The 25,234-nt window shown below is 66.2% G+C and carries 22 protein-coding genes; 8 read left to right on the forward strand and 14 right to left on the reverse strand.

The genetic code is table 11. The features are described from left to right. Positions 1-2: 2 nt before the first annotated feature. From ispG to murA, 6 genes are all read right to left on the reverse strand, one after another. A complete protein-coding gene (gene ispG, locus QB898_RS04905) occupies positions 3-1,292 on the reverse strand; it encodes a flavodoxin-dependent (E)-4-hydroxy-3-methylbut-2-enyl-diphosphate synthase (protein ID WP_102283741.1) in 1,290 nt (429 codons plus the stop codon). Positions 1,293-1,350: 58 nt separating this feature from the next. Next, entirely contained in the window at positions 1,351-2,355 is a 1,005-nt protein-coding gene (locus QB898_RS04910; RefSeq protein ID WP_279524038.1) for a helix-turn-helix domain-containing protein, read from the reverse strand. Further along, entirely contained in the window at positions 2,348-3,181 is an 834-nt protein-coding gene (gene pilW, locus QB898_RS04915) for a type IV pilus biogenesis/stability protein PilW (RefSeq protein WP_156304024.1), read from the reverse strand. The genes QB898_RS04910 and pilW overlap by 8 nt, the downstream gene beginning before the upstream one ends. 13 nt (positions 3,182-3,194) lie before the next feature. Then, entirely contained in the window at positions 3,195-4,415 is a 1,221-nt protein-coding gene (rlmN, locus tag QB898_RS04920) for a dual-specificity RNA methyltransferase RlmN (protein ID WP_279524039.1), read from the reverse strand. 37 nt (positions 4,416-4,452) lie between these two features. After that, positions 4,453-4,878: a nucleoside-diphosphate kinase gene (gene ndk, locus QB898_RS04925; RefSeq protein ID WP_050714966.1), complete on the reverse strand. Its 426-nt coding sequence runs from the start codon at positions 4,876-4,878 to the stop codon at positions 4,453-4,455. Between the two features lie 260 nt (positions 4,879-5,138). Continuing rightward, positions 5,139-6,428: a UDP-N-acetylglucosamine 1-carboxyvinyltransferase gene (gene murA, locus QB898_RS04930; RefSeq protein ID WP_279524040.1), complete on the reverse strand. Its 1,290-nt coding sequence runs from the start codon at positions 6,426-6,428 to the stop codon at positions 5,139-5,141. Positions 6,429-6,529: 101 nt separating this feature from the next. Between murA and prfA the strand changes: the two genes are divergently transcribed. Both prfA and uvrA read left to right on the forward strand, forming a co-directional pair. Beyond that, complete coding sequence (prfA, locus tag QB898_RS04935) at positions 6,530-7,618, forward strand: peptide chain release factor 1 (RefSeq protein ID WP_279524078.1); 1,089 nt, start codon at positions 6,530-6,532, stop codon at positions 7,616-7,618. Between the two features lie 199 nt (positions 7,619-7,817). Next, positions 7,818-10,895: an excinuclease ABC subunit UvrA gene (gene uvrA, locus QB898_RS04940; RefSeq protein WP_279524041.1), complete on the forward strand. Its 3,078-nt coding sequence runs from the start codon at positions 7,818-7,820 to the stop codon at positions 10,893-10,895. A 136-nt stretch (positions 10,896-11,031) separates the two neighbouring features. Here uvrA and QB898_RS04945 read toward each other — a convergent pair whose 3' ends face one another. Continuing rightward, a complete protein-coding gene (locus QB898_RS04945; RefSeq protein WP_279524042.1) occupies positions 11,032-13,311 on the reverse strand; it encodes a protein-disulfide reductase DsbD family protein in 2,280 nt (759 codons plus the stop codon). Between the two features lie 281 nt (positions 13,312-13,592). On the opposite strand from QB898_RS04945, the gene QB898_RS04950 reads away from it, so the two are divergent. Together QB898_RS04950 and QB898_RS04955 are read left to right on the forward strand one after the other, a co-directional pair. Next, positions 13,593-15,035 (forward strand): TolC family outer membrane protein, encoded by a 1,443-nt coding sequence (locus QB898_RS04950; protein ID WP_279524043.1) that lies wholly within the window; start codon positions 13,593-13,595, stop codon positions 15,033-15,035. A 553-nt stretch (positions 15,036-15,588) separates the two neighbouring features. Then, entirely contained in the window at positions 15,589-16,026 is a 438-nt protein-coding gene (locus QB898_RS04955) for a hypothetical protein (RefSeq protein ID WP_050714970.1), read from the forward strand. Between the two features lie 236 nt (positions 16,027-16,262). On the opposite strand, the gene QB898_RS04960 is transcribed toward QB898_RS04955, so the two are convergent. The 5 genes from QB898_RS04960 to QB898_RS04980 form a co-directional block, all read right to left on the reverse strand. Further along, complete coding sequence (locus QB898_RS04960) at positions 16,263-17,000, reverse strand: amino acid ABC transporter ATP-binding protein (RefSeq protein WP_050716405.1); 738 nt, start codon at positions 16,998-17,000, stop codon at positions 16,263-16,265. Positions 17,001-17,022: 22 nt separating this feature from the next. Continuing rightward, complete coding sequence (locus tag QB898_RS04965; protein WP_050714971.1) at positions 17,023-17,688, reverse strand: amino acid ABC transporter permease; 666 nt, start codon at positions 17,686-17,688, stop codon at positions 17,023-17,025. Positions 17,689-17,704: 16 nt separating this feature from the next. Then, on the reverse strand, positions 17,705-18,454 hold the full coding sequence (locus QB898_RS04970; RefSeq protein WP_279524044.1) for an amino acid ABC transporter permease: 750 nt from the start codon (positions 18,452-18,454) through the stop codon (positions 17,705-17,707). Between the two features lie 95 nt (positions 18,455-18,549). Beyond that, positions 18,550-19,446 (reverse strand): amino acid ABC transporter substrate-binding protein, encoded by an 897-nt coding sequence (locus QB898_RS04975; RefSeq protein WP_050716406.1) that lies wholly within the window; start codon positions 19,444-19,446, stop codon positions 18,550-18,552. A gap of 93 nt (positions 19,447-19,539) precedes the next feature. Beyond that, positions 19,540-19,752 (reverse strand): hypothetical protein, encoded by a 213-nt coding sequence (locus QB898_RS04980; protein WP_279524045.1) that lies wholly within the window; start codon positions 19,750-19,752, stop codon positions 19,540-19,542. A 33-nt stretch (positions 19,753-19,785) separates the two neighbouring features. On the opposite strand from QB898_RS04980, the gene QB898_RS04985 reads away from it, so the two are divergent. The 4 genes from QB898_RS04985 to QB898_RS05000 all read left to right on the forward strand — a co-directional run bounded on the left by QB898_RS04985 (position 19,786) and on the right by QB898_RS05000 (position 23,166). After that, positions 19,786-20,337 (forward strand): flavodoxin family protein, encoded by a 552-nt coding sequence (locus tag QB898_RS04985; RefSeq protein ID WP_279524046.1) that lies wholly within the window; start codon positions 19,786-19,788, stop codon positions 20,335-20,337. Between the two features lie 93 nt (positions 20,338-20,430). Then, complete coding sequence (gene lgt, locus QB898_RS04990; protein ID WP_102283733.1) at positions 20,431-21,231, forward strand: prolipoprotein diacylglyceryl transferase; 801 nt, start codon at positions 20,431-20,433, stop codon at positions 21,229-21,231. 81 nt (positions 21,232-21,312) lie between these two features. Further along, positions 21,313-21,927 (forward strand): DOMON domain-containing protein, encoded by a 615-nt coding sequence (locus QB898_RS04995; RefSeq protein WP_279524047.1) that lies wholly within the window; start codon positions 21,313-21,315, stop codon positions 21,925-21,927. 39 nt (positions 21,928-21,966) lie between these two features. Beyond that, a complete protein-coding gene (locus QB898_RS05000) occupies positions 21,967-23,166 on the forward strand; it encodes an exo-beta-N-acetylmuramidase NamZ family protein (protein ID WP_279524048.1) in 1,200 nt (399 codons plus the stop codon). A gap of 137 nt (positions 23,167-23,303) precedes the next feature. Here QB898_RS05000 and QB898_RS05005 read toward each other — a convergent pair whose 3' ends face one another. Beyond that, on the reverse strand, positions 23,304-23,771 hold the full coding sequence (locus QB898_RS05005; protein ID WP_279524049.1) for a hypothetical protein: 468 nt from the start codon (positions 23,769-23,771) through the stop codon (positions 23,304-23,306). 30 nt (positions 23,772-23,801) lie between these two features. Then, a complete protein-coding gene (locus QB898_RS05010) occupies positions 23,802-25,034 on the reverse strand; it encodes a polymorphic toxin type 44 domain-containing protein (RefSeq protein ID WP_279524050.1) in 1,233 nt (410 codons plus the stop codon). Between the last annotated feature and the right edge of the window lie 200 nt (positions 25,035-25,234).

The raw sequence follows: 25,234 nt of genomic DNA on the forward strand, positions 1-25,234 counted from the left end.
CTTCAGGCGGCTTTTGCCGCAGCGGGGTTGCCATTGCCGAAGCGGGCGGCGATGTAGTCTTCCACGATGCGCTGGAAGTCTTGCGCGATGTGATCGCCGCGCAGGGTCATGGCTTTTTCGCCGTCGATGAAGACGGGGGCGGCGGGCGATTCGCCGTTGCCGGGCAGGCTGATGCCGATGTCGGCGTGTTTGCTTTCGCCGGGGCCATTGACGATGCAGCCCATGACGGCGACTTTCAGGCGCTCGACGCCCGGGTACAGGTCGCGCCAGACGGGCATTTGGGCGCGCAGGTAGTCGTCGATGTCTTTGGCCAGCTCCTGGAAGGTGGTGCTGGTGGTGCGGCCGCAGCCGGGGCAGGCGCTGACGCTGGGCACGAAGGCGCGCAGGCCCATGGCTTGCAGGATTTCGCTGGCGACCAGCACTTCTTGCGTGCGCGCTTCGCCGGGCTGGGGGGTGAGGCTGACGCGGATGGTGTCGCCGATGCCTTCTTGCAGCAGGATGGACAGGGCGGCCGCCGAGGCGACGGTGCCTTTGGCGCCCATGCCCGCTTCGGTCAGGCCCAGGTGCAGGGGGTAGCGGCAGCGGCGGGCCAGTTCGCGATAGACGGCGATGAGGTCTTGCACGCCGCTGACTTTGCAGCTGAGGATGACTTGCCCGGGCGCCATGCCCAGGCGCACGGCCAGATCGGCCGATTCGATGGCGGAGGTGACGAGCGCCTCGTACATGACCTGGCGCGCTTCCCACGGCTGGGCGCGGCGGTTGTTGGCGTCCATCAGGCCGGCCAGCAGGTCTTGGTCGAGGCTGCCCCAGTTCACGCCAATGCGCACGGGCTTGTCCCACTTGAGGGCGGCTTCGATCATTTGGCCGAATTGCTTGTCTTTTTTGTCGCCTTTGCCGACGTTGCCGGGGTTGATGCGGTATTTGGACAGGGCCTGGGCGCAGCCCGGAAATTCGGTGAGCAGGCGGTGGCCGTTGTAGTGAAAGTCGCCAATGAGCGGCACGTCGATGCCCATGCGGTCGAGCTGCTCGCGGATGTGGGGCACTTCGGCGGCGGCCTCGGGGGTGTTGACCGTCAGGCGCACCATTTCGCTGCCGGCTTGCGCGAGTTCCTTGACCTGGATGGCGGTGCCAATGGCATCCACGGTGTCGGTGTTGGTCATGGATTGCACGCGCACGGGCGCATCGCCGCCGACAGTGACGACGCGTGCGCCCCAGCAAACGCGCGCCTGGCGCGAGCGGCGCGCGGCGGGCTGGACGATGGCAATGGGTTGGGCGGAGGCGGTTTCAGGCATCGTGGAAATCCGGCCTGGCGGCAGTGCGCTTCTGGCCGGTGAAAGCGGCAAAAGGGCCTTATTTCACTTCAAAGCGGGCCACACTGCCGCGAGCCAGGGCTTTGGCGTCAAACGGCTCGCCGCGCACGGTGACGCTGACGCCATCAACCTTGCCGATCTTCACGGTCAGCGGCAGCTCGCCTTCGGTCACGCTGGCCTGCTCGCCCGCCTTGAGGGTGCGGTCCAGCAGGTTTTTGCCTTTGGCGTCACGCACGCTCACCCAGGTGGACTGCGTGGCGGCGAAGGCGATGAATGGGGCGGCGGGCTGGGGCGCAACCGGCGCGGCTTCTGCGGCGGCGGGCGGGGCTTCTGGCGCTGCGACAGGCGCAGAAAGAGCGGGCGTTGAAGAAGCCGGCGGCTCCGGCTGGAGAGGCGGCTGGGCCGCCAGCGGCGAGTCAGAGTGTTCGCTGACGGCTTCCACCACCATGCCGGACGCGGGGGCGTGAGCGCCGTCTTCGCGCATGCCGTCCTGCGTGGTTTCCGCCGGGGCGTTGAGCCGGATGGGCAGCGTGGGCAGCAAAGACAGCGCCGCCGCGCCCAGCGCCAGCAGCGCCAGGATGATCAGCACCGGGCGGCTGAACAAGTGCGACAGCAGCGATGCGGGCCGGTCGCTGGCGCGGTGAAACGGCGCATAGCCCGCGTTGCTGGCGGGGCTGTACAGGCCGTGGCGCGAGGTGGGCATGCAGGCCAGCACGGCGGCGGCATCGCCCCCCAGGTGGCGGCAGATGGATGCGGCCAGGCCCCGGGCGAAGGTGATGTCAGGCAGCAGCTCCAGACGCCCGGCTTCCAGCGCCTCGATGCGGTACAGCGGCACTTTCAGGGCATTGGCGAGCAGGTCGGCGTCGATGCCGGCGGCTTCACGCACCTGGCGCAGCATCACGCCCGCGCGCACGGCGGGCGCATCGGGCGGCTCGGACTTGGCGGCCGGCGCGTCAGTCTCCAGCGGGGCGGGCGCGGTCGCCTGCTCGCGCAAAGGCAGCGGTGCCGGAGCGCTGTCGCGGCCCTGCCGTGCCAGCTCACTCATTGAAGCGTCCCCGCTCATAGGACACCAGCTGGCTTGAGCTGGGGTAGCGGCGGCGCAGCTGGTCGGCCAGTTGCAGCACGGCTTCCGTGTGGCCAAGCTGGCGCTCGATCTTGATGCCCAGCCATAGCGATTCGGCGTTGCCCAGTTCGCTGTTGTTCAGGCGGCGGATGTAAAAGCGCGCGCGCTCCAGGTCGCCGCGCAGGAACAGCAGCTGCGAGAGGTTGTAGCCGGTGATGGGGTTGCCAGGGTCCAGCTCGTAGGCTTTCAGCAGCGTGGCTTCGGCCTTGGTGCGGTCGCCCGCGCGGGCCTCGCAGATGCCCTTGGTCATCAGGGTCTTGGCGCGCTCCGGGTACAGCGGGTTGCTGACGGCGCGGTCGAACATCTGGCTGGCCTGTTCGTAATTTTTTTGCTGGCAGTACATCCAGCCCAGGTTGTGCAAGGTGTTGCTGTCGCGCGGATTGAGCGACAGGGCGCGCTGCAACTGGGCGCTGGCCATGGGCATGTCGCCCAGAGACATGTAAATGAGGCCCGAGAGGTTGTAGGCGTCCGGGAAGGTGGGGTCGATTTGCAGCACCTGCTTGAGTTCGCTCAGCGCCACGGCGGTCTGCCCGTTTTCAAAGTAGCTGGCCGCCAGCGCCAGGCGCGTGCGGGCGCGGCGCCGGGCGTCGGTTTCGTTGTCGGGCGTGATCAGGCCGGCGGAAACGGCGTCGTCCATGCCAGTTTTGCTGCCTGAAGTAGCACAGCCGCCCAGGGCGGCGGCCAGCGCCAGCGCAGCGGCAGCCAGCGCCAGGCTGCGAAAAAGCGGGGAAGCGGGCATGGCATTCATGACAGAGGCTCCTTCAGATGAAATCGGCTGAGGCCGCCCGCCGGGCGGCGGCAGGCTGGGCGGCGGAGGGGGCGGAGGGGGCGGAGGGGGCGGCAGGCGTCAGGCGCGGCATGCGGTGCAGCACCACGGTGTGCTGGCGCGCCATGCGCTCGGCCACGCGGGTGCGGTCGCGCACGTCGCCCGCCAATTGGCCGCAGGCGGCGTCGATGTCGTCGCCGCGCGTTTTGCGCACGGTGGTGACGATGCCCGCGTCATTGAGCATCTTCGCGAACGCCTGCACGCTGGCCGCAGGCGAGCGCAGCAGGCCCGATTGCGGGAAAGGATTGAACGGAATCAGGTTGAATTTGCAGCGCAGCCCGTCGGCGGCATGGGCGCGCATCAGGGCGATCAGCGCCTTGGCATGCGAGGGCTGATCGTTCACGCCGTCCAGCATGCAGTATTCAAAAGTGATGAAGTCGCGCGGCGCATGCGCCAGGTAGCGCGTGCAGGCGGCCAGCAGCTCGGCCAGCGGGTATTTGCGGTTCAGCGGCACGAGGGCGTCGCGCAGTTCATCCGTGGGCGCGTGCAGCGAAACGGCCAGGGCCACGGGGCAGTCGGCGGCCAGCCGGTCGATCATGGGCACCACGCCAGAGGTGGAAACCGTGAGCCGGCGGCGCGAGAGGCCGTAGGCGTGGTCGTCCAGCATGGTGCGCAGGGCGGGCACCAGCCGGGCGTAGTTTTGCAGCGGCTCGCCCATGCCCATCATCACCACGTTGGAAATCACGCGCTGATCCGTTGCCAGCTTGCGGCGCAGGAAATGCTCGGCAAACCACAGTTGCGCCACGATTTCGCCCGATGTGAGGTTGCGGCTGAAGCCCTGATGGCCGGTGGAGCAAAAGCGGCAGCCCACGGCGCAGCCCGCTTGCGAGGAAATGCACAGCGTGCCCCGGTCGTCTTCGGGGATGAACACGGTTTCCACCGCATTGCCGCCGCCCACGTCGAACAGCCATTTCACGGTGCCGTCGCGCGATTCATGCTGCTTGATGGCGCGCAGCGCCGTCACGCTGGCGCGGCCCGCCAGTTTGTCGCGCAGCGATTTGGCCAGGTCGCTCATTTGCGCGAAGTCGCTCGCGCCGCGCTGGTGAATCCAGCGGAAAAGCTGGGTGGCGCGAAAGCGCTTTTCGCCCAGCGTTTCGCAAAAGGCGGCCAGCCCTTGCGCGTCAAAGTCGAGCAGATTGACGGTTTCTTCAGTCATGGGGCCAGCCGCTGCGCTTTGCCTGTTCAAGGTTTTTTTAGCGGGAGAAGATTTGCATGCCGGGGAAGAAGAAGGCCACTTCCACGGCGGCAGTTTCAGGCGCGTCGGAGCCGTGCACGGCGTTGGCGTCAATGCTGTCGGCGAAATCGGCGCGGATGGTGCCTTTTTCGGCCTTCTTGGGGTCGGTTGCACCCATCAGCTCGCGGTTTTTGGCAATCGCGCCTTCGCCTTCGAGCACCTGAATCATCACGGGGCCGGAGACCATGAAGTCCACCAGATCCTTGAAGAAGGGGCGCTCTTTGTGCACGGCGTAGAACTGCTCGGCTTCACGGCGCGAGAGATGCGCCATGCGGGCGGCCACGACTTTCAGGCCGGCGCCTTCAAAACGGGCGTAAATCTGGCCGATGACGTTCTTGGCGACGGCATCGGGCTTGATGATGGAAAGAGTGCGTTCAATGGCCATGCTGGTTTCTCTGCAAAAAAGCGGGGCGCGGATACGCCCCATTAAAAATTGTTTATTTTAGAGGCGTGATTGTGTGAAGTCTTGCCAAGTCAAAGCGGGCCGTCGCGTGCAGACAGCCCGTTTCGCTTTGTAAACAGGAGCAAATTCAGGCCGCCTAAATAGCCTGAGGTCCTGGTAGAGACGGGAGAGTTTGCTATCGATTGAGGAGCGGGTAAAAACGGGCCGCCAGCGCCGGGCCTGGGCCGCCTCAAAGCAGGCTCTCAGGCGCTCACGCGCTCGATGTCCGCGCCTATGGCGCGCAGCTTTTCTTCCATCTGGTCGTAGCCCCGGTCCAGGTGGTAGATGCGGTCCACGCGCGTTTGTCCTTCGGCCACCAGGGCGGCGATGACCAGGCTGGCCGAGGCGCGCAAATCGGTGGCCATGACGGTTGCGCCCGTCAGGCTGGCCGCGCCGTCTATATCGGCCGTGCGGCCTTCCACGTGGATGCGCGCGCCCAGGCGGGCCAGTTCGTTCACGTGCATGAAGCGGTTTTCAAAAATGGTTTCCGTCACCGCGCTGTGGCCTTGCGCCACGCAATTGAGCGCCATGAACTGCGCCTGCATGTCGGTGGGAAAGCCGGGGTATTCGCTGGTGCGGAAGTTCTGCGCCTTCAGATGCGCCGCGCCTTCGCTTTGCACGCGCAGGGCGCTGCCTTCGGGCGTGTTTTCTTCCTGCACGCGCACGCCCGCCTCGCGCAGTTTTTCCAGCACGGCGCCCAGGTGTTCGGCGCGGGCGTGGCGCAGCAGCACATCGCCGCCCGTGGCGGCCACGGCCACGGCGAAGGTGCCCGCCTCGATGCGGTCGGCCACCACGGCGTGCTCGCAGCCGTGCAGGCGCTGCACGCCCTGCACGCGGATGCGGCTGCTGCCGTGGCCTTCGATACGCGCGCCCATGCGGATGAGCATTTCGGCCAGATCGGCCACTTCCGGCTCCTGCGCGGCGTTTTCCAGCACGGTTTCGCCTTCGGCCAGCGTGGCGGCCATGAGCAGGTTTTCGGTGCCGGTGACAGTGATCATGTCGGTGGTGATGCGCGCGCCTTGCAGGCGCTGGCGTCCGGCGGGCAGGCGGGCCTGGATGTAGCCGTGCGCCACTTCGATTTCGGCGCCCATCGCGCGCAGGCCGCTGATGTGCTGATCCACGGGCCGCTGCCCAATGGCGCAGCCGCCGGGCAGCGACACGCTGGCATGCCCCAGCCGCGCCAGAAGCGGCCCCAGCGCCAGAATGGAAGCGCGCATGGTCTTGACCAGCTCATAGGGCGCGCGCGGCTCCAGCGGGCCGGCGCAGTGAAAGCGCATGCCGCCGCGCTCGCCCACGGTTTGCACGTCCATGCCCATGCTTTGCAGCAGGCGGCGCATGGTGGCCACGTCTTGCAGGCGCGGCACGTTGGTCAGGCGCACGGGGTCTGTGGTGAGCAGCGCGGCGCACATTTCGGGCAGGGCGGCGTTTTTTGCGCCGGAGATGACGACTTCGCCTTGCAGGCGGCGGCCGCCGCGAATGAGGAGTTTGTCCATGAGGAGATTGATGCGGGGCGTGGCGCGGAAAAGATGCGGGCGGGGAGATTACTTCATCCCTGATGGGCATGCCCGCCTGGCCCGGCGACAATCCGCGCCCCATGCACGACTCCATACGCCAGCAGCTCGCGCGGCGCGCCGAGCGCCTCTCCGAAATCGACTTTCTGCTCACGCGGCCCGACATCATGGCCGACATGACGCAGTTCATGCGCCTGTCGCGCGAGCACACCGAAGTGAGCGCCGTGGTCTCGCGCTGGCAGCGCTACGGCCAGCGCGAAGCCGATCTGGCCGCCGCACAGGCGCTGCTGCAAGACGCCGCGCAAGACGCGGAAATGCAGCAGATGGCGCAGGAAGAAATCAGCGCCTGCCAAAGCGAGCTGGCGCAGCTGGAGGGCGAGTTGCAGCGCCTGCTGCTGCCCAAAGACCCGGATGACGAGCGCAACGCCTTCGTGGAAATCCGCGCGGGCACGGGCGGCGACGAATCGGCGCTGTTTGCGGGCGATCTGGCCCGCATGTACACCCGCTACGCCGAAACGCAGGGCTGGCGCGTGGAAGTGGTGAGCGAATCGCCCGCCGAGCTGGGCGGCTACAAGGAAGTGGTGCTGCGCGTGGCGGGCGAAGGCGCGTATGGCCGCCTGCGCTACGAATCGGGCGGGCACCGCGTGCAGCGCGTGCCCGTGACGGAAACGCAAGGCCGCATCCACACCAGCGCCGCCACCGTGGCCGTGATGCCCGAGCCGGACGAGGCTGCCGCCGTCACGCTCAACCCGGCCGATTTGCGCATCGACACCTTCCGCGCCAGCGGCGCGGGCGGCCAGCACATCAACAAAACCGATTCCGCCGTGCGCGTGGTCCACCTGCCCACGGGCCTGGTGGCCGAATGCCAGGACAGCCGCAGCCAGCACAGCAACAAGGCGCGCGCGCTGCAAGTGCTGCAAGCGCGCCTGCAGGAAAAAGAGCGCAGCGAGCGCGCCGCCAAAGAAGCGGCCACGCGCAAGGGCCTGATTGGCAGCGGCGACCGCAGCGACCGCATCCGCACCTACAACTTTCCGCAAGGCCGCGTGAGCGACCACCGCATCAACCTCACGCTCTACAAACTGGCCGCCGTGATGGAAGGCGACCTGGACGAAGTGCTGCACGCCCTGCAAGCGGCCCGCGAGGCCGAGCAGCTGGCAGCGCTCATGCCATGAGCGGCCAGCGCATTTATTTGCTCTTTCTTTGATAGTGGGCTGCGCAGGTTCCACTAGGACTCCACGGCTTTTCGGCCCCTTGAATTTGCTCCTGTTTCTGATGTGAAAGCGCCCGCTTGCCACGGCTTGCCGCCTGCTGCTGCGCCAAGGGTGCGGCGGCCTGCGCCCCGGATAATGGCCGGTTGCTTTTTTGCCGCCGATGACTCCGAAATCTCCTGCTTTTGCCGCCGCCGGTGACGGCCTGCCGCTGGCTGCCGCCTTGCGCCAGCGGGCCATGCACGTGCGCGGCGCGCGCACGCACAACCTGAAAAACATCGATCTGGACATTCCGCGCGATCAGCTCGTGGTCATCACGGGGCTGAGCGGCTCGGGCAAGTCCAGCCTGGCCTTTGACACGCTCTACGCCGAAGGGCAGCGGCGCTATGTGGAAAGCCTTTCGGCCTACGCGCGGCAGTTCTTGCAGCGCATGGACAAGCCGGATGTGGACTTGATCGAGGGCCTGGCGCCGGCCATTGCCATCGAGCAAAAGGCCACCAGCCACAACCCGCGCTCCACCGTGGGCACGGTGACGGAAATTCACGACTACCTGCGCCTGCTCTACGCCCGCGCGGGCGTGCCGCACTGCCCGCAGCACGGCACGCCCTTGCAGGCGCAAACCGTCAGCCAGATGGTGGATGCCGTGCTGGCCCTGCCCGAAGGCACGAAGCTGATGGTGCTGGCGCCCGTGGCGCGCGGCAAAAAAGGCGAGTTCGCCGATTTGCTGGCGCAGATGCAGGCGGCGGGCTACGTGCGCTTTCGCGTGGGCGGCCAGGTGCTGGAGGCGGCGGACGTGCCCGCGCTGAAAAAGACCGAAAAGCACGACATCGACGTGGTGATCGACCGCATCAAGGTGCGCGGCGCGGGTGATGACGAAGCGCTGGCCCAGCAGCGCCAGCGCCTGGCCGAGAGTTTCGAGGCCGCGCTGCGCCTGGCCGATGGCCGCGCCATTGCGCTGGAGATGGACGGCGGCCGCGAGCATCTGTTCAACACCCGCTTTGCCTGCCCGCGCTGCAACTGGGCGCTGGCGGAGCTGGAGCCGCGCCTGTTTTCCTTCAACTCGCCCACGGGCGCCTGCCCGGCGTGCGACGGGCTGGGCTGCACGGATTTTTTTGACCCGCAGCGCGTGGTGGCCTTTCCTTCGCTGAGCCTGGCCGGCGGCGCCATCAAGGGCTGGGACCGGCGCAACGCCTTTTACTTCGCCATGCTGGAGGGCCTGGCGCGGCATTACGGCTTCAGTGTGGACACGCCGTTTGAGGCGCTGCCTGCGCGCGTGCAGCAGGTGGTGCTGCACGGCTCGGGCGAAGAAGCCATCAACTTCAGCTACACCTTCGCTTCCGGAGAGCAGGCGCAGCGCACGGCGCGCAAAAAGCACCCGTTTGAAGGCGTGATTCCAAACATGGCCCGCCGCTGGCGCGAGACCGACTCTGCCGTGGTGCGCGAGGAGCTGGCCCGCTTGCGCAGCCGCCAGACGTGCCCCGAATGCGGCGGCGCGCGCCTGCGCGCCGAGGCGCGCTGCGTGACGGTGGGCGAGGGGGCGGACGCCCGCGCCATTCACGAAATCAGCCGCGCCACGCTGGCCGGCGCGCAGGCGTGGTTTGCCGCGCTGCGCCTGCAAGGCGCGCGCGCGGACATTGCAGACAAGGTGGTGCGGGAAATCGGCAGCCGCCTGAAATTTCTCAACGACGTAGGCCTGGGCTATCTGAGCCTGGAGCGCAGCGCCGAAACGCTCTCTGGCGGCGAAGCGCAGCGCATTCGCCTGGCTTCGCAAATCGGCAGTGGCCTGACGGGCGTGATGTATGTGCTCGATGAGCCTTCCATCGGACTGCACCAGCGCGACAACGACCGCCTCATCGCCACGCTCCAGCATTTGCGCGATCTGGGCAACAGCGTGCTGGTGGTCGAACACGACGAAGACATGATCCGCGCCGCCGATTGCGTGATTGACATGGGGCCGGGCGCGGGCGTGCACGGCGGCCGCGTGATGGCGCAAGGCACGGCGCAAGAAGTGGCGCGGCAGCCGCAGTCCGTGACCGGCCAGTTCTTGAGCGGCGCGCGCCGCATCGCCGTGCCCCGGCGGCGCGCCCTGCCGGCCTGCCTGCGCGACGAGGCGGGCGAAGAAGCAAGCCCGCAGGCGGACGGCCAGGCCGCAAAAGCTGCAAAAGCCGCAAAAGCCGACCGGGGCGCGCTGCGCATCGTCGGCGCGCGCGGCAACAACCTCAAAGGCGTGAACGTCAGCATTCCCATTGGGCTGCTCACTTGCGTGACCGGCGTTTCAGGCTCGGGCAAAAGCACTCTGGTCAATGAAACGCTGCTGGCCGTTGCCGCGCACCAGCTCAACCACGCGCAGACCGAAGCCGCCCCGCACGAGGCCATCGAGGGGCTGGAGCACTTTGACAAAGTGATTGCCGTGGACCAAAGCCCCATTGGCCGCACCCCGCGCAGCAACCCGGCCACCTACACCGGCCTGATGACGCCCATGCGCGAGCTGATGGCCGAAACGGCCACCGCCCGCGAGCGCGGCTACGGCCCCGGGCGCTTTTCCTTCAACGTGCCGCAAGCCAGCGGCGGCGGCCGCTGCGAAGCCTGCCAGGGCGACGGCGTGGTGAAAGTGGAAATGCACTTTCTGCCCGATGTGTATGTGCCTTGCGACATCTGCCACGGCCAGCGCTACAACCGCGAAACCCTGCAAGTGCAGTGGAAGGGCCGCCACATCGCGCAGATTCTGGACATGACCGTGGAAGAGGCGCACGCCTTTTTCAAGGACCAGCCCGCCATCGCCCGCAAGCTGCAAACCCTGCTGGAAGTGGGCCTGGGCTACATCACCCTGGGCCAAAGCGCCACCACGCTATCGGGCGGCGAGGCGCAGCGCGTCAAGCTCGCGCTGGAACTCTCGCGCCGGGGCACGGGCAAAACCCTGTATGTGCTGGACGAACCCACCACCGGCCTGCACTTTGCCGATATCGACATGCTGCTCAAAGTGCTCCAGCAGCTGTGCGACGCGGGCAATACCGTCGTCGTCATCGAGCACAACCTGGATGTGATCAAGACCGCCGACTGGCTCATTGACCTCGGCCCCGAAGGCGGCGCGCTCGGCGGCAGCCTGGTCATTCAGGGCAGGCCCGAAGCCGTGGCCGCCTGCTGCGCCAGCCACACGGGCCGCTATCTGGCGCGAACGCTGGCGGCGGCTGGAGCGCCCGCCCAGGCCAAAGCAAAAACAGGAGCAAATACAGAAGGCTGAAATGCCGCTTTGCGCCCGTTCTACTAGGACATCACGCTATTGATTCGGGAGCTAATTTGCGGCTTTGGCGGCCTGTTCTGCTTCTGCATTTCCGCTCCTGCGCTCCTACGCGCCTGCGGCCGGGCTTTGAGCGGCTTCATGGCGCGGCTTCGAGCGCCTTGAGGCCGGCCAGAATTTCATCGACGCCAATGACTTCGCTGAACACCTGGGGCGCACGGCCCTTGGCTTGCAGCACGTAGGTGGGCACGCCGCTGCGGCCCAGGCTTTGCAGGTGGGCGCTGATGACGGGGTCGCGCCGCGTCCAGTCGGCGCGGAAGGTGCGCACGCCAGCGGCGTCAAAGGCATCGAGCACCTGCTGGCTGGCGAGGGTGGTTTTCTTGTTGTATTGGCACGTCACGCACCAGGCGGCGGTGTAGTCGATGAAAACGGGGTGGCCTTCGCTGAGCGCGGCCTGCACGGCAGCGTCAGACCAGGGCTGCCAGCGGCTGCCCGCACTGGCCGCGTTGCCTGTTGCAGCGGCGCTTTCCTCAAGGTGGGTGACGTTGGGGCCAATGCCTGCCAGCAGCCCGATCAGGGCCGCCGCCGCAAAAGCGGCCAGGCCGATGCGCGCGCGCCCTTGCAGGCCCAGCGCCCACAGCAGCATGGCCAGCGCCACCAGAATCATCAGCAGTGCGGCTGCGCCGTTGATGCCGCTTTGCTGGCCCAGCACCCACAGCAGCCACGTGGCCGTGGCGAACATGGGAAAGGCCATGAATTTCTTGAACACCTCCATCCACGCGCCGGGGCGCGGCAGGCAGCGCGCCAGCGCGGGCAGCCAGCTGGCGGCCAGATACGGCAGCGCCATGCCCAGCCCCAGCGCGGCGAAGATGGCCAGCGCTTGCGCCGCAGGCAGGCCAATGGCCAGCCCCAGCGAGGCGCCCATGAAAGGCGCCGTGCAGGGCGAGGCCACCGCCACGGCCAGCACGCCGGAGAGAAAGCTGTCGATCACGGGGTTTTCGGCTTGCAAACTAGCCACGCGGCTGGGCAGAAACTGGCCGAACTCGAAAACGCCCGCCAGGTTCAGCCCCAGCACGGCAAACAGCGCCGCCAGCAGCGCGATGACCAGCGGCGACTGCAACTGAAAGCCCCAGCCCAGCTGCGCCCCGGCCGCGCGCAGCGCCAGCATCAGTCCGCCAAGCAGCACGAAAGAAAGCACCACGCCCGCCGTGTAGGCCAGCCCGCCGGCGCGCTGGGCGCGCAAGTTGTCGCCATGCCGGGCAAAGCCAATCACCTTGATGGCCAGCACGGGAAACACGCAGGGCATGAGATTGAGCACCATGCCCCCCAGCAGCGCGCCCAGCAGGGCAAAGAAAAACACGCTGGCCGGCACGGCGGCTGCGCCAGCAGGCGAAGGAGCGGGCGAAAGGGCGGACGCGGCCGCGCCTTCTTGCAGCGCGGCAGCCATTTGCGGCGACACGCCGTCCGGCGGCTGCACGGCGGGCCACTGGCCCTGCACTTCGGCATGGGCGCGCCAGCTTTGCCCATCGGCGGCGGCCAGCAGCAGCGGCAGCGCAGCCGGGCTTTCAAGGCGGGTGTCGGCCACGGGCAGGCTGGCCGTCCAGACATCGCCTTCCCACTTTTGCGACCAGGTGGCGGGCGTCAAAGCCGCGCCCTCGCGCGCGGGCGACACGGCCGCCGCGACGATGTCGCCCGTTTCAGGAAACCACTGCAAAGGCTGGCCCTGCACGCTGGCGGGCAGGCCGCTGATGCGCATTTGCAGGCGCTGGCCGTCGCTGCTGAGCGTGGCGGTTTGCCCGCCAGACGGCAAATCGGCCGGCAGGCGGCCCAGCGCCTGCTCGAACGCCGCGCCATTGAGCGCCGAAGAGCCGCGCAGCGGCAGGCGAATGGCGAAATCGCCCTCTTGCGGAATGCATTCTTGCTTGCACACCAGCCAGGAGGCATGCAGGCGCACTTCCATCGCCTCGGCGGCCGGGCCTGGCTCGAATTCAGGCGTGATGGTCAGCGGCACGGGCAGCAGCACCGTGCCCTCATAGCCATAGTTCACCAGCGGCCCCAGCGGAAGGCGCTGCGGCAGCGGCCACTGGATTTCGCCCGCGCGCACGCCGGGCGGCAGCGTCCACTCCAGCTTGGTGGGCAGGCCCGAATCGCCCGGGTTCTTCCAGTAGGTATGCCAATGCGGCTGATGCTCCAGCCGCAAGCCCAGCCACACGGGGCGGCGGGCGGCGTTCGCTGCTTCCGCCGCCTCCGCGCCCACGGGCACGCCCTGCGGCGCGTAAGCCAGCAGCTGCGCGCGCACCTGCGGCGTGGCCACCTCATCGCCAGGCGCGCCGCTGGCCAGCACATTCAGCCCCGCCACCTGCGCGGGCGCGGCCGCCGAAAAAGCCGCCGCCAGCAGGGCGGGCAGCAGATGGCGCATGAAACGAAGGCGAGACAAAAGCGGCGCAGCAAAAGACATGGCGAAAAAAGAAACAGTCGAATACAAAAAGCGGCGTTCTGAGCGAAAACCGGCGGGCAGGTTCCATCCGACAGGCCCATTTTGCAAGCAGCAGCCTGTGGCTTTGCTCCAGGTAAAGAACGCGGCAGGCTGGCGGCGCGGGCCTGATGCGAAACCGCCGCCTCGCCGCGCCATGCGGGCGGGCGGGCGGGTTGAATAGCATTCGCGCTTTCCCGCATCTGTTTTCCATACCGGCCTTTGCCATGCCCGCACTCTTTCGCCACGCCCTGATGGCCGCCGCCCTGGCGCTGCCTGCCGCCTCGTTCGTCGCCCCGTTTGCCGCCCAGCCTGCCGCCGCCCAATCACTCATGGCCCTGCACGATGCCGCGCGCCAGCACGATGCCGCCTTGCAGGCCGCCCAGGCGCAGCTGCAAGCGGCGCGCGCCCGGGCGGGGCAGGCGCGCGCGGGGCTGCTGCCGCAGGCGGGGCTGAGCGGCAACGTTACGCGCTCGCATCTGGATGTGCACCTGGGCTCCATCGACAACGCCCGCAGCATCACCCAGCGCAGCCTCAACCTCAATGCCAGCCAGCCGCTGTACCGCCCGGCCAACCGCATTACCGCCACGCAAGGCGAACGGCAAGTGGCGCTGGCCGAGATGCAATGGCAGGCCGCCGCCCAGGAGCTGATCACGCGCCTGGCGCAGGCGTATTTCGACGTGCTGGCCGCGCACGACAGCCTGGAGCTGGCGCGCGCCTTCAAGGCCGCCGTGGGCCAGCAGCTGGAATCGGCGCGCCAGAACTTTGAAGTGGGCAACGCCACCATCACCGACAGCCGCGAGGCGCAAGCCCGGTTCGACCTGGCCCACGCGCAGGAAATCGCCGCCGAGAACGAATGGCGCGTGGCCCGCCTGGCGCTGGAGCAAGTCACCGGCCTGCCCGCGCCCGCGCCGCGCCCGCTGGCGCAACCCGTGCAGCTGCCGGAGGGCCTGCTCAAAACCCCGCTCACCGGCGCCGAAAGCCATGAAAGCGCCGAAGCCTGGGCGCAACTGGCGCAAGAGCGCAGCCCTGCCATCGCCCAGGCCCGCCTGGCGCTGGAAATGGCCGAGCTGGAAACCCGCAAAGCCAAAACCGGCCACCTGCCCACCGTGGACCTGCAAGCGGCCTACGGCTGGCAGCAATACCCCAATGGCAACCCCAGCGTCTCCACCATGCCCTACGCCCCCTACCGCCACCGCGCCGCCAGCGTGGGCGTGGCCGTGAACGTGCCCCTGTTCGCCGGCTTTGCCGTGCAAGAGCGCGTGCGCGAAACCCTTTCCCTGCAAGACAAGGCCCGCGCCGAGCTGGAAGGCGCGCGCCGCAACGTCACCCAGGCCGTGCGCAGCGCCTTCTACGGCCTGCAATCGGGCCTGGCGCAAGTTGCGGCGCTGCAAGCGGCAGAAAAAAGCAGCCTCACCGCGCTGCAAGCCAGCCAGACGGGGCTGGAAGCGGGCGTGCGCATCAGCCTGGACGTGCTCAACGCCCAGACCCAGCTCTACCAAACCCGGCGCGACCTGGCCCGCGCCCGCTACGCCGTGCTCACCGGCGCCCTGCGGCTGCGGCAAGCCAGCGGCACGCTGCAAGAAGAAGACTTGCAGCCCATCAACGCCCTGCTGGAGCCGCAGCAAAAAGAAGAACCAGAAGAACCCGCTGCGCCTGGCCAGCCCTGAACCCTTTCAAAAGCGGCAGGCCCTTCAATGGCAGGACGCCGCGAAACATGGCCAGCCCCGATGCGAATCATGAAACCGTCGGCAAAGCGCCCAGCGGCCGCCCGCCCCATGCCAGCGCGGCCAGCGCCGCGAAAGCGCCATGCGGGCTTCATCGCTCCCCCGCGCCTTGCTTTCACGCTCTGCCTCCATGCCCCGCATGCAAAGCCTGAATCAGCTCCTGAATTCATAGCGTGATATCCTAGTGAAAATTGCGCTAAAGCCGTTTTGACACCCATCAAATTTGCTCCTGTTTTTGGTAATTCAACGCCCTTGCCTTTAAAAGGGCGGGCGCATCTCCAACCGGCTATCAGCAGAAAAAACGGGCGCAAAAACCTCCAGAAAAAGCAGACGCGCCGCAGGCGGCCTATGCAATGATGAAAAATTAGGTAACGCCGCCCCTGCTTGCGGCCGCCGGGCTGGCGCGGCTTTGCGCCGCTGCGGCGTTTTCGCAAAACCATTGCAGCGCGCGCATGGCGAAATCTCGCCCCACAGGTTTTTTCAAGGAGAGCAGTTCATGACCGACAAAACCATTTCGCTGGACCTGTACAAGGCCAACGCCGCGCTGCAATTGCGCCTGACCCGGCTGCTGCAAGAAAGCGGCCATCACTGGCTGCAATCCATGCAGCAAACCAGCGCCGAGGGCCTGGCGGAAACATCCGCCAAGATTGAAGGGCTGTTGCAGTCAGCCAGCTGGCAGACGCTGGCCACCCTGCCTACGGAGAGCTTCTGGCGGCTGCTCCGCGCCAGCGACGCCAAAACAGCGCAGCAAATCGCCTTGCAAAACCAGGCCGCCTTCACCCAGGGAGTTCAGCAGGCGCTGCAAGCGTGGCAGGAAGAAATCACCCGCATCATGGCGGCGGCGTCTGACTCATCGCGCGCAGGCCTGCCCGAGTCATGGGCCGCCTGGCTGCCCCGCCTTGCGCCCCACGCCAAAAACGGTGATGAAAAGTAAAGCGCCAAAGGCAGCGCGGCGCGCAGCCGGGTCTTGCGGCCGGGCAAGGATTCACAAGGCCGCTCCGCCTGCTGGATTGCATCAGAAAGAGGAGCGAATTCAAAGGGTAGAAAATGCCGCTCTGCGCAGTTTCCATTAGGACATCATGCTATGGATCAAGGAGCAAATAAGCCTGCTCCCTGATCTGCCCGCGATCCGCCGTGGCCACGCCTTCCGGCCAGGCGGCGAACACGCTCTCAGTGGTTCAGGATCTTGCCCAGAAACTCTTTGGTGCGCGGCTGGCGGCCTTCGGGGTTGCCGAAGAACTCGTCCTTCGAGCAGTCTTCCAGAATGCGCCCGCCCACGTCAATGAAGATGACGCGGCTGGCCACCTTGCGGGCAAAGCCCATTTCGTGGGTGACCACCATCATGGTCATGCCCTCGGCGGCCAGTTTCACCATCACGTCCAGCACTTCGCCCACCATTTCGGGGTCCAGCGCCGAGGTTGGTTCGTCAAACAGCATCACCACCGGGTCCATGCTCAGGGCGCGCGCGATGGCCACGCGCTGCTGCTGGCCGCCCGAGAGCTGGCCGGGGAACTTGTCCTTGTGCGCCATCAGGCCCACGCGGTCCAGCATCTTCAGGCCGCGCGCGCGCGCTTCGTCCTGGCTGCGGCCCAGCACTTTCACTTGCGCCAGGGTCAGGTTCTCCGTCACGTCCAGATGCGGAAACAGCTCGAAATGCTGAAACACCATGCCCACACGGCTGCGCAGCCGGGGCAGGTTGGTCATGGGGCTGGTCACTTCGGTGCCATCCACGGTGATGCGGCCTTTTTGCACCGGCTCCAGGCCATTGACGGTTTTGATCAGCGTGGACTTGCCTGATCCGGACGGCCCGCACACCACCGCCACGTCGCCTTTGTCGATATTCACCGAGCAGTCGCGCAGCACTTGCACCGGCCCATACCATTTGGAGACGTTTTCAATTTTGATCATGGGTTCGCTCATTGCATATTCCTCATCGAATGATGGTTATTTTCGCGTGCAGGCGCCTGACCAGCCATGACAGGCAAAAGCAAATCACGAAATAAACCGCCGCCGCCAGCAGGTAGGCCTCCACCGTGCGGCCATAGGTTTTGCCCGCCACATCCAGCCCCTTGAGCAGGTCATAGGCTCCGATGGCGTAAACCAGCGAAGTATCCTGAAAAAGAATAATGGTCTGCGTGAGCAGCACCGGCAGCATGTTGCGCAGGGCCTGCGGCAATATCACCAGCCGCATGTTCTGCAAATAAGTCATGCCCAGCGCTTCGGCCGCGAAAACCTGCCCGCGCGGAATGGACTGAATGCCCGCGCGCATGATTTCACTGAAATAGGCCGCCTCGAACGCCACGAAAGTCAGCGCCGCCGAATATTCCGCGCCAATCGGCCTGCCAATAATGAAGGGCGCCAGCAGGTAAAACCACAGAATCACCATCACCAGCGGAATGCTGCGCATGCCGCTGATATAGATGGCGGCGGGCCATTGCAGCCATTTCTGGCCCGAAAGGCGCATCAGCGCCAGCAGTGTGCCCAGCGCCAGGCCGCCCAGCGTAGCCACCAGCGTCAGCATCACGCTAAAGCGCAGGCCCTTCCACACGAAGCCTTGCAGCAAGGCCATGTCCACGAAGGAAAAATCCAGATTCATCATGGCTTTTTCCCTTTCAGCGGCCCGCGCCTGCGGCAATCAGCCCCGGCACGCGCGTCTTTTTCTCGATGAAAACCATGACCGCATTCACCGCCAGCGCCGAAATGACGTAAAGCGCCGTCACTGCCAGATAAACCTCCACGGGCCGGGCGGTTTCTTCGCCCGCCTGCATGGCGAACTGCGTCAGCTCCGGCACGGAAACCGCGAAAGCCACCGCCGAATTCTTGAAAATGTTCATTGATTCATTGGCCAGCGGCGGAATGATGATGCGGCCAGCCTGCGGCAGAAGAACCAGGCGGTAATACTGGGCGGTCGTCAGCCCCAGCGCCATGCCCGCCAGGCGCTGCCCGCGCGGCAGCGCCTGAAGGCCCGCCCGCACCTGCTCCGCAATGCGCGCCGAAGTAAACAGCCCCAGCGCCAATACCGCCAGCGCAAATGAAGGCGCGCCCTTGAGCGCCGGAAACAGCGCGGGAAATACGTAATACCAGATGAAAATCTGCACGAGCAGCGGAATATTGCGGAAAACCTCCACCCACGCATGCGCCAGCCGCACCAGCCAGGGGCTGTGCGGCAGCGTGCGCGCCATGCCGACGGCTGCGCCCGCCAGCAGCGCCAGCAGCAGCGCCGTCAGCGAGATGGACACCGTCCAGCCCCAGGCACTGAACATCCAGTCCAGATACGTGACATCGCCATTTTTGCCAAGGCAGCCCGGCACGGCCTCATTGGTGAGCGTGTCCTGGCAGAAAACCGACCATTCCATATTCATGGCCCTGATACCTTTTGTCTTGCTTTCCGGTTTCGCGCATGAAAAAGCCCGCCGCCATGGAGGGCGGCGGGCGCTCGCCAAAATGCGCGGGGGGATTATTTCTTCGCGTAATCTTCCATGGGCTTGCTATTGGGATGCGCCCAGGCTTGTTTGGTGCTTTCTGAAACAGGCATGTTCAGCGAAACATTCGTGGGCGGAATGGGCTGCATGAACCATTTGTCGTAGAGTTTTTGCAGCGAGCCGTCGTTAATTTGCCGCTTGATGGAAGCGTCGATGGCTGCGCGGAATTTGTCGTCGCCCTTGCGCAGCATGCAGGCGATGGGTTCTACCGACAGCACTTCGCCGACAATTTTGAAATCCTGCGGATTTTTGGACGTGGCGATATTCTTGGCCAAAATGGAGCCATCCATCACGAAGGCATCGGCGCGGCCTGATTCCAGCAGCAGAAAACTGTCGGCGTGGTCCTTGCCCATGATTTCCTTGAATTCAAGCTTGGAGCCGCGTTCATGGCGGCGCAAATGCTGCACGCTGGTGGTGCCCGTGGTCACGGCCACGGTCTTGCCATTGAGGTCGGCCACGCTCTGGATGCCGGAATCGGCCTTGACGGCAATGCGCACTTCTTCCACGTAGGTCGTCACGGCAAAATCCACGTCTTTTTGCCGCGCCTTGCTATTCGTGGTGGAGCCGCATTCAAAATCAATCGTGCCGTTTTGCATCAGCGGAATGCGGTTTTGCGAAGTGATGACCTGGTAATTGATTTTCAGCGGCTTGCCCACCTGTTTTGCCAGATCATCCACGATGCGTTCGGCCATTTCGGTGTGAAAGCCCACGTATTTGCCGTTGCCCAGCGTATAGCCCAGCCCGGAAGAATCGCGCACGCCTAGATTTACCGTGCCGCTGGATTTGATTTTTTCCAGCGTGTCAGCATTCTGCGCCAGGGCCGCGCCCGCCAGCATGGAAAAAGCCGCCAGGGCCAACAGTTTCTTTTTCATCATTCAATCCTTCGCTTGAAATCGGCAACGCTGGCCAGCTGGCCAGCACGTGAAAGAGATGCTATATGAAATTGGAGCGCGCTGCGACCGGGATTACCCTTGCGGCGGTTTTCCAATAATGCCGGTATTTTCCCTGAAGGGTTTTCCCTTGATTTTCCCTGGCGCGGGCCGCTTTGTCCGCGCCTGCGCCAGCGTGTTTCTGTGCATTTCTGGCAGGCCGTAATGGCAGGCTGGCGTTGAATTGCGACGGCTTTCCCGCTCAACCCGCCCGGGCGCAGTGTTTTGCCGCAGCAAGGTATGCTGCAAGGCTTTCAACCCCCAAGCCAAAGGAGGCTTTGCATGTCCAAAATCATCGTTGTCTATCACTCCGGCTATGGTCACACGCAGCGCATGGCCCAGGCCGTGGCCGATGGTGCGGGCGCCGAGCTGGTGGCCATTGATGCCGAGGGCAACCTGCCCGAAGGCGCGTGGGAGCGGCTCAATGCCGCTGGCGCCATCATTTTTGGCACGCCTACCTACATGGGCGGCCCCAGCTGGCAGTTCAAGAAGTTTGCCGATGCTTCGAGCAAAGCCTGGTTCACCCGCGCCTGGCAAGACAAGGTGTTTGGCGGTTTCACCAACAGCGCCAGCCTCAACGGCGACAAGCAGGTGACGGTGCAATACCTGCAAACGCTGGCCTCGCAGCACGGCGGCCTGTGGGTGAGCCTGGGGCTGCTGCCTTCCAACAAGAAAGACGCTTCCCGCGCCGATCTGAACGCCCTGGGCGGCTCCGTGGGCGCGCTGGCCGCCACGCCGGCTGACGTCAGCGCGCAAGAGATGCTGCAAGGCGATCTGGACACCGCCCGCGCCTACGGCGAGCGCGTTGCCAAGACGCTCGCGCGCCTCAAGTAAGCGCCGTTTCTCGGAGCCAGTGCCTGCAGGGCGGGCGCTGGCTTTTCTTTTGCCTTTCGCCCCGCTTTCCTTGCCGCCCATTTCGCGCTTCTCATGCTCCAGCATCCCCAGATTGATCCCGTGGCCCTGCATCTGGGGCCGCTTTCCGTGCACTGGTACGGCCTGACTTACCTGGCCGCTTTCGCCCTTTTTTATGTGCTGGCCAGGCTGCGGCTGAAACACCAGCCTTTCGCCAGCGTCACCCAGCCCGCGCCGTGGACGATGCGCGATGTGGAAGACCTGCTGTTTTGGGGCGTGCTGGGCGTCATCCTCGGCGGGCGGCTGGGCTACGTGCTGTTTTACAAGCCGGCCTGGTATGCCAGCCACCCGCTGGAAATCTTTGCCATCTGGCAAGGCGGCATGAGCTTTCACGGCGGCATGCTGGGCGTGATTCTTGCCATGATGCTGTGGGCCTGGAAAAAGCAGCGCCCGTGGCTGCAAGTCACTGATTTGGTGGCCCCTTGCGTGCCAACGGGCCTGGCGGCCGGGCGCATGGGCAACTTCATCAATGGCGAACTCTGGGGCCGCGTGGCCAGCCCCGATTTGCCCTGGGGCATGGTTTTTCGCGGCGCGGGCGATCTGCCCCGCCATCCTTCGCAGATTTATCAGGCGCTGCTGGAAGGCGTGCTGCTGTTCGTGCTGCTGTGGCTCTACGCCCGCCAGCCGCGCAAGACGGGGCAGGTCAGCGGCGCTTTTCTCGTGGGCTACGGCGTGATGCGCTTTGCCGTGGAGTTTTTCCGCGAGCCGGACGCCCATCTGGGCCTGCTGGGGCTGGGTCTGTCGATGGGCCAGTGGCTGTGCGTGCCCATGATCGCCATTGGCCTGGGAATGTGGGCCTGGGCCAGCCGCCGCTGAAGCCGCTATCGGAACCATAGCTGCCAATCCAGTCTGCACCAGGACCTGCGGCCGGTTTGATGCCTGAACCTGGCTTTTGAAATGCCTTCGCCTTCCTGCGCTTCGCTCATTTGCCACCCGGCCAGCCCTGTGCCGCCGGGCGTGCGCGTGGCGGCCTGCGCCTGGCGCGAAGCGGGCGGGCTGGGGCTGCGCCATGAAGTGCGCGCGCCCGCCGGCTGGCTGGACTGCCCGCCGCCTGCCCGCCATCTGGCCGCACGCGCTGATGGCCTGTGGCAGCGCACCTGTCTGGAAGCCTTCGTGGCCGCCGAACAACCGGGCAACGAGGGCGCAGATGAAGGCGAGGGCGGCGAAGGCGGCGGCGAATACTGCGAGTTCAACCTCTCGCCCGATGGCTGCTGGGCCGCCTACGCCTTTTGCACCGAACGCGTGCGCCACACGGCCAGCGCCTGGCAGACATGGGAAGCGCGCGCGCGCCCCGCGCGCTTTGCCTGCTCGCGGCAAGGCGATGCGGCCTGCCTGACGCTGGAAGCGTTTTGGCCCGATTTGCCGCTGCCCGCCGCTGCCGTCTGGCGCGTGGGCCTGTGCGCCGTGCTGCAAGCCGCTGGCGCCCTGAGCTACTGGGCGCTGCGCCACCCCATGCCGCGCCCCGACTTTCACCACTTTGCAGGCCGCTTGCTGCGCCTGCCGCCGCCATGAAATGGTTGTCTCTTTGTGCTTTCTGCCTTGCCTTGCGCCATGAAAACCGGCCTTGAACGCTTCATTGAATCTCCCGGACTGCGCCGCCCGCTGCACGGCGCGCGCGTGGCGCTGCTGGCGCATCCGGCCTCGGTCACGCGCGGCCTGGCGCACGCGCTGGACGCGCTGGCAGCGCTGCCTGACGTGCGGCTGAGCGCCGCCTTCGGCCCGCAGCACGGCCTGCGCGGCGACAAGCAGGACAACATGGTGGAGTCGGACGACTATGTTGATCCGCGCCTGGGCATTCCCGTCTTCAGCCTCTACGGCCCGGTGCGCCGCCCCACCGACGAAATGATGCAAAGCTTTGACGTGCTGCTGGTGGATTTGCAAGACCTGGGCTGCCGTATCTACACCTTCATCACCACCTTGCGCTACGTGCTGGAAGCCGCTGCGCGCCACGGCAAGGCCGTGTGGGTGCTGGACCGGCCCAACCCCGCCGGCCGCCCTGTGGAAGGCTTGCGCCTGCGCCCGGGCTGGGAGAGCTTTGTGGGCGCGGGGCCGCTGCCCATGCGCCACGGCCTCACGCTGGGCGAGCTGGGGCGCTGGTTTGTGGACTGGCTGGGCCTGCGCGTGGACTACCGCGTGATTGAAATGCAGGGCTGGCAGCCCGAAGCGGCCCCCGGCTTTGGCTGGCCCGAAGGGCCGTGGGTCAATCCCAGCCCCAACGCCGCCAGCCTGAACATGGCGCGCGCCTACGCGGGCACCGTCATGCTCGAAGGCTGCACGCTGTCTGAAGGCCGGGGCACCACCCGCCCGCTGGAGCTGCTGGGCGCGCCCGGCCTGGACGCCGCCCGCCTGCTGGCCGACATGCGCGAAATGGCCCCTGACTGGCTGGCCGGCTGCCTGCTGCGCCCGTGCTGGTTCGAGCCGACTTTTCACAAGCACCATGGGCAGCTGTGCGCGGGCCTGCAAATTCACACCGAAGACCCGGCCAGCTACCGCCACGCGGCCTTTCGCCCCTGGCGGCTGGTGGCCCTGGCCCTGAAAGCCCTGCGCCGCCAGTGGCCCGATGCGCCGCTGTGGCGCGACTTCGCCTACGAATACGAGCATGGCCGCCTGGCCATCGACCTCATCAACGGCAGCAGCCTGCTGCGCGAATGGGTGGACGACGCGCAAGCGCCCTGCGCCGATCTGGACGCGCTGGCCCGCGCCGACGAAACCGCCTGGCAGCAGGAGCGCGCGGCGTATCTGCTGTACTGAAGGCTGGCAGACGCCCCAGAAACAGGAGCAAATCTGGCGGGGTCAAAATGCCGCTTCGCGCAGATTCCACTAGGACGTCTTGCTATGGATAGAGGAGCGAAATAGCGCTCCGCAGCGAACGCCCCTCGGCGCGGCTTTCAGCGCTTTGTGCCTGCCTGGCGCAGGTTGTATTCCATGCCGCCAGCAGGGGCGGCGGGGTCGAGGATGCCCGGGGCCAGCTCCACCTGAACGGTTTGCCCGCCCACGGTCACGGGGCTGTCCGCGCCTTCCTGCGCGCGGGCCTGCCAGTATTCAACGCGCAGGCGGTCTGCGCCTTGCCAGCGGAGGTTGGCGCCCCAGGCCTGTTCGTTGCGGGTGGCGCCCATCAGGCGGGCGGCGGGCCGGCCCTGCGCGGCAGCGCCTTGGGGCAGCACGAACACTTCGTACTGAAAGGCGTCTGTCGCGCCCGTGTTGATTTCCACCAGCACGGCGTCCAGCCGCGCGCCGCCGGGGGCGGGCAGGCGCGCGACTTCATCGCGCGAGGCGGCCGCCGGTGCGGGGTTGCAGCCGCTCAGGGCCAGCCAGGCGGCGGCACAGGCGGCGCTTGCGCGGAGAACACGGCTCATGCGGCTTGCACAGGCAACGCGGCAGGCCACTCAATCGCTCCAGACGCGCCACAGGCCGGAGTTGTAGTACTCGTAGCCTTTTTTAATTTGCGCCTGGTCGGCAGGATCGTCGCCGTAGGGGCCGCCATTCAAATCCCAAGGGCCGCCCCATCCGTCCTGCGATGTGCCTGCCTTTGTCTGGGCATCGCCCGCGCCACGCAGAGCCACCTGCTCCGGGATGCCTGTAGCGGCGGCGGTCAGGCCAAAGTTGAAGTTGCCGAAGTCCTGGTACTGCGCGCCCTGCTGCTTGTAGTCCCACGGCCCCTTGTTCTGCACCTGGGATTTGAACCAGCCCGTCGTATCCAGAACGGAGTGGGCATGGGACTGCTGGATGTTCTGGTCCATTGAAACGCCGGGCGGCATGGTCTGCTTGTCCACGATGCCAGCGGCCTCGGCCTGCTCGCGCGTCAGGACTTTGCCCAGCGCCGTGCCCGTGCGCTGCGCGGCTTCGCCATTGGGGTCATTGGCCAGGCCCCGCGCGGCGGATTGCTGCATGCGGGCCAGCGGCTGGGCGCCCGCCTTGAACAGGCTCGTGCGGGTGGCAAGGTCTGAAGGCGGCAAAGCGGCCGCGCCCGCGAGAATGTCCTGCAACTGCTTGTCGTCAAATGAAGTCGTTGTCGTTGCGCCGCCGGGTTGCCCCGATGTGACGGTGGTGAGCCGCTCGCCTGAAGCGGCCTTCATCACGTCATCAAGCTTGCCCGCCTGCTCCAGGCCCTGCGCGGCGCTGGCGAACTGGGCGGGCGAGTCTTTCAGGCTGCCCAGCACCTGCGCGATGGCGCGGGCATTGTCATTGCCCGCCGTGGCGGTGGAGACGCCAAAGCCCGCTTCGATTTTTGCCGCGCCGTCGGCATCGCCTTGCAGGGCCTGGATGTACTCGGCCTTGCGGTCGGCGGGCGTGTGGCTGGCAACGGAAGCGGCCACGTCCGTTGCGCCGAAAGCCTTGGACACGCGGGCAAGCTGCGAGGCATCCAGGTCTTTGGCGAAAACGTTGAGCAGGTCGCGCCGGTCATCGGCGTTCAGCGGGCTGTTCAGCCCCTTGGTTTCAGCGGCCCAGTGCTTGAGTTCGTCATCAGAGAGCTTGCCAATGGCCTCGTTGCGCTCAGAAGGCGACAACTCCTTGAGCGCCTGCGTGCTGTCCTTGAGTTCGGACTGCGTAACGTCCCAGTCCAGCCAGTTTTCATTCAGATTGTTTCTGACGCGGTTCAGTGCGGCATCCACGCTCATGTGAGATCTCCTGTTATCGGTTGAACACGCCGCGATTGGAGCGCTCTGCCGCTGGCAACACAAGCCCGGGCGTTTGCCTGGGCCGCCAGCGCAGGCAGGGTTTGCCCCTAGGGAGATGCCCGCCCGGCGGCAAGCGTCTGCAACCGGCGCGAGCCATGCCCTAACAATGGCTTACAGCCTGCCTGCATCCGGTTTCAAGC

This window comes from Ottowia cancrivicina, assembly GCF_029813755.1.
GTDB classification, from domain to species: Bacteria; Pseudomonadota; Gammaproteobacteria; order Burkholderiales; family Burkholderiaceae_C; genus Ottowia; species Ottowia massiliensis.

What these genes read in the sequence shown, in the direction of transcription:
- QB898_RS05005 (WP_279524049.1), bottom strand. Translation starts at nt 23,771, where the DNA reads ATGAGCCGTGTTCTCCGCGCAAGCGCCGCCTGTGCCGCCGCCTGGCTG.
- rlmN (WP_279524039.1), bottom strand. Translation starts at nt 4,415, where the DNA reads ATGACTGAAGAAACCGTCAATCTGCTCGACTTTGACGCGCAAGGGCTG.
- QB898_RS04975 (WP_050716406.1), bottom strand. Translation starts at nt 19,446, where the DNA reads ATGAAAAAGAAACTGTTGGCCCTGGCGGCTTTTTCCATGCTGGCGGGC.
- lgt (WP_102283733.1), top strand. Translation starts at nt 20,431, where the DNA reads ATGCTCCAGCATCCCCAGATTGATCCCGTGGCCCTGCATCTGGGGCCG.
- QB898_RS05010 (WP_279524050.1), bottom strand. Translation starts at nt 25,034, where the DNA reads ATGAGCGTGGATGCCGCACTGAACCGCGTCAGAAACAATCTGAATGAA.
- QB898_RS04995 (WP_279524047.1), top strand. Translation starts at nt 21,313, where the DNA reads ATGCCTTCGCCTTCCTGCGCTTCGCTCATTTGCCACCCGGCCAGCCCT.
- QB898_RS04960 (WP_050716405.1), bottom strand. Translation starts at nt 17,000, where the DNA reads ATGATCAAAATTGAAAACGTCTCCAAATGGTATGGGCCGGTGCAAGTG.
- QB898_RS04985 (WP_279524046.1), top strand. Translation starts at nt 19,786, where the DNA reads ATGTCCAAAATCATCGTTGTCTATCACTCCGGCTATGGTCACACGCAG.
- murA (WP_279524040.1), bottom strand. Translation starts at nt 6,428, where the DNA reads ATGGACAAACTCCTCATTCGCGGCGGCCGCCGCCTGCAAGGCGAAGTC.
- QB898_RS05000 (WP_279524048.1), top strand. Translation starts at nt 21,967, where the DNA reads ATGAAAACCGGCCTTGAACGCTTCATTGAATCTCCCGGACTGCGCCGC.
- uvrA (WP_279524041.1), top strand. Translation starts at nt 7,818, where the DNA reads ATGACTCCGAAATCTCCTGCTTTTGCCGCCGCCGGTGACGGCCTGCCG.
- QB898_RS04910 (WP_279524038.1), bottom strand. Translation starts at nt 2,355, where the DNA reads ATGAGTGAGCTGGCACGGCAGGGCCGCGACAGCGCTCCGGCACCGCTG.
- prfA (WP_279524078.1), top strand. Translation starts at nt 6,530, where the DNA reads ATGCACGACTCCATACGCCAGCAGCTCGCGCGGCGCGCCGAGCGCCTC.
- QB898_RS04945 (WP_279524042.1), bottom strand. Translation starts at nt 13,311, where the DNA reads ATGCGCCATCTGCTGCCCGCCCTGCTGGCGGCGGCTTTTTCGGCGGCC.
- QB898_RS04950 (WP_279524043.1), top strand. Translation starts at nt 13,593, where the DNA reads ATGCCCGCACTCTTTCGCCACGCCCTGATGGCCGCCGCCCTGGCGCTG.
- ndk (WP_050714966.1), bottom strand. Translation starts at nt 4,878, where the DNA reads ATGGCCATTGAACGCACTCTTTCCATCATCAAGCCCGATGCCGTCGCC.
- QB898_RS04970 (WP_279524044.1), bottom strand. Translation starts at nt 18,454, where the DNA reads ATGAATATGGAATGGTCGGTTTTCTGCCAGGACACGCTCACCAATGAG.
- QB898_RS04965 (WP_050714971.1), bottom strand. Translation starts at nt 17,688, where the DNA reads ATGAATCTGGATTTTTCCTTCGTGGACATGGCCTTGCTGCAAGGCTTC.
- QB898_RS04955 (WP_050714970.1), top strand. Translation starts at nt 15,589, where the DNA reads ATGACCGACAAAACCATTTCGCTGGACCTGTACAAGGCCAACGCCGCG.
- pilW (WP_156304024.1), bottom strand. Translation starts at nt 3,181, where the DNA reads ATGAATGCCATGCCCGCTTCCCCGCTTTTTCGCAGCCTGGCGCTGGCT.
- ispG (WP_102283741.1), bottom strand. Translation starts at nt 1,292, where the DNA reads ATGCCTGAAACCGCCTCCGCCCAACCCATTGCCATCGTCCAGCCCGCC.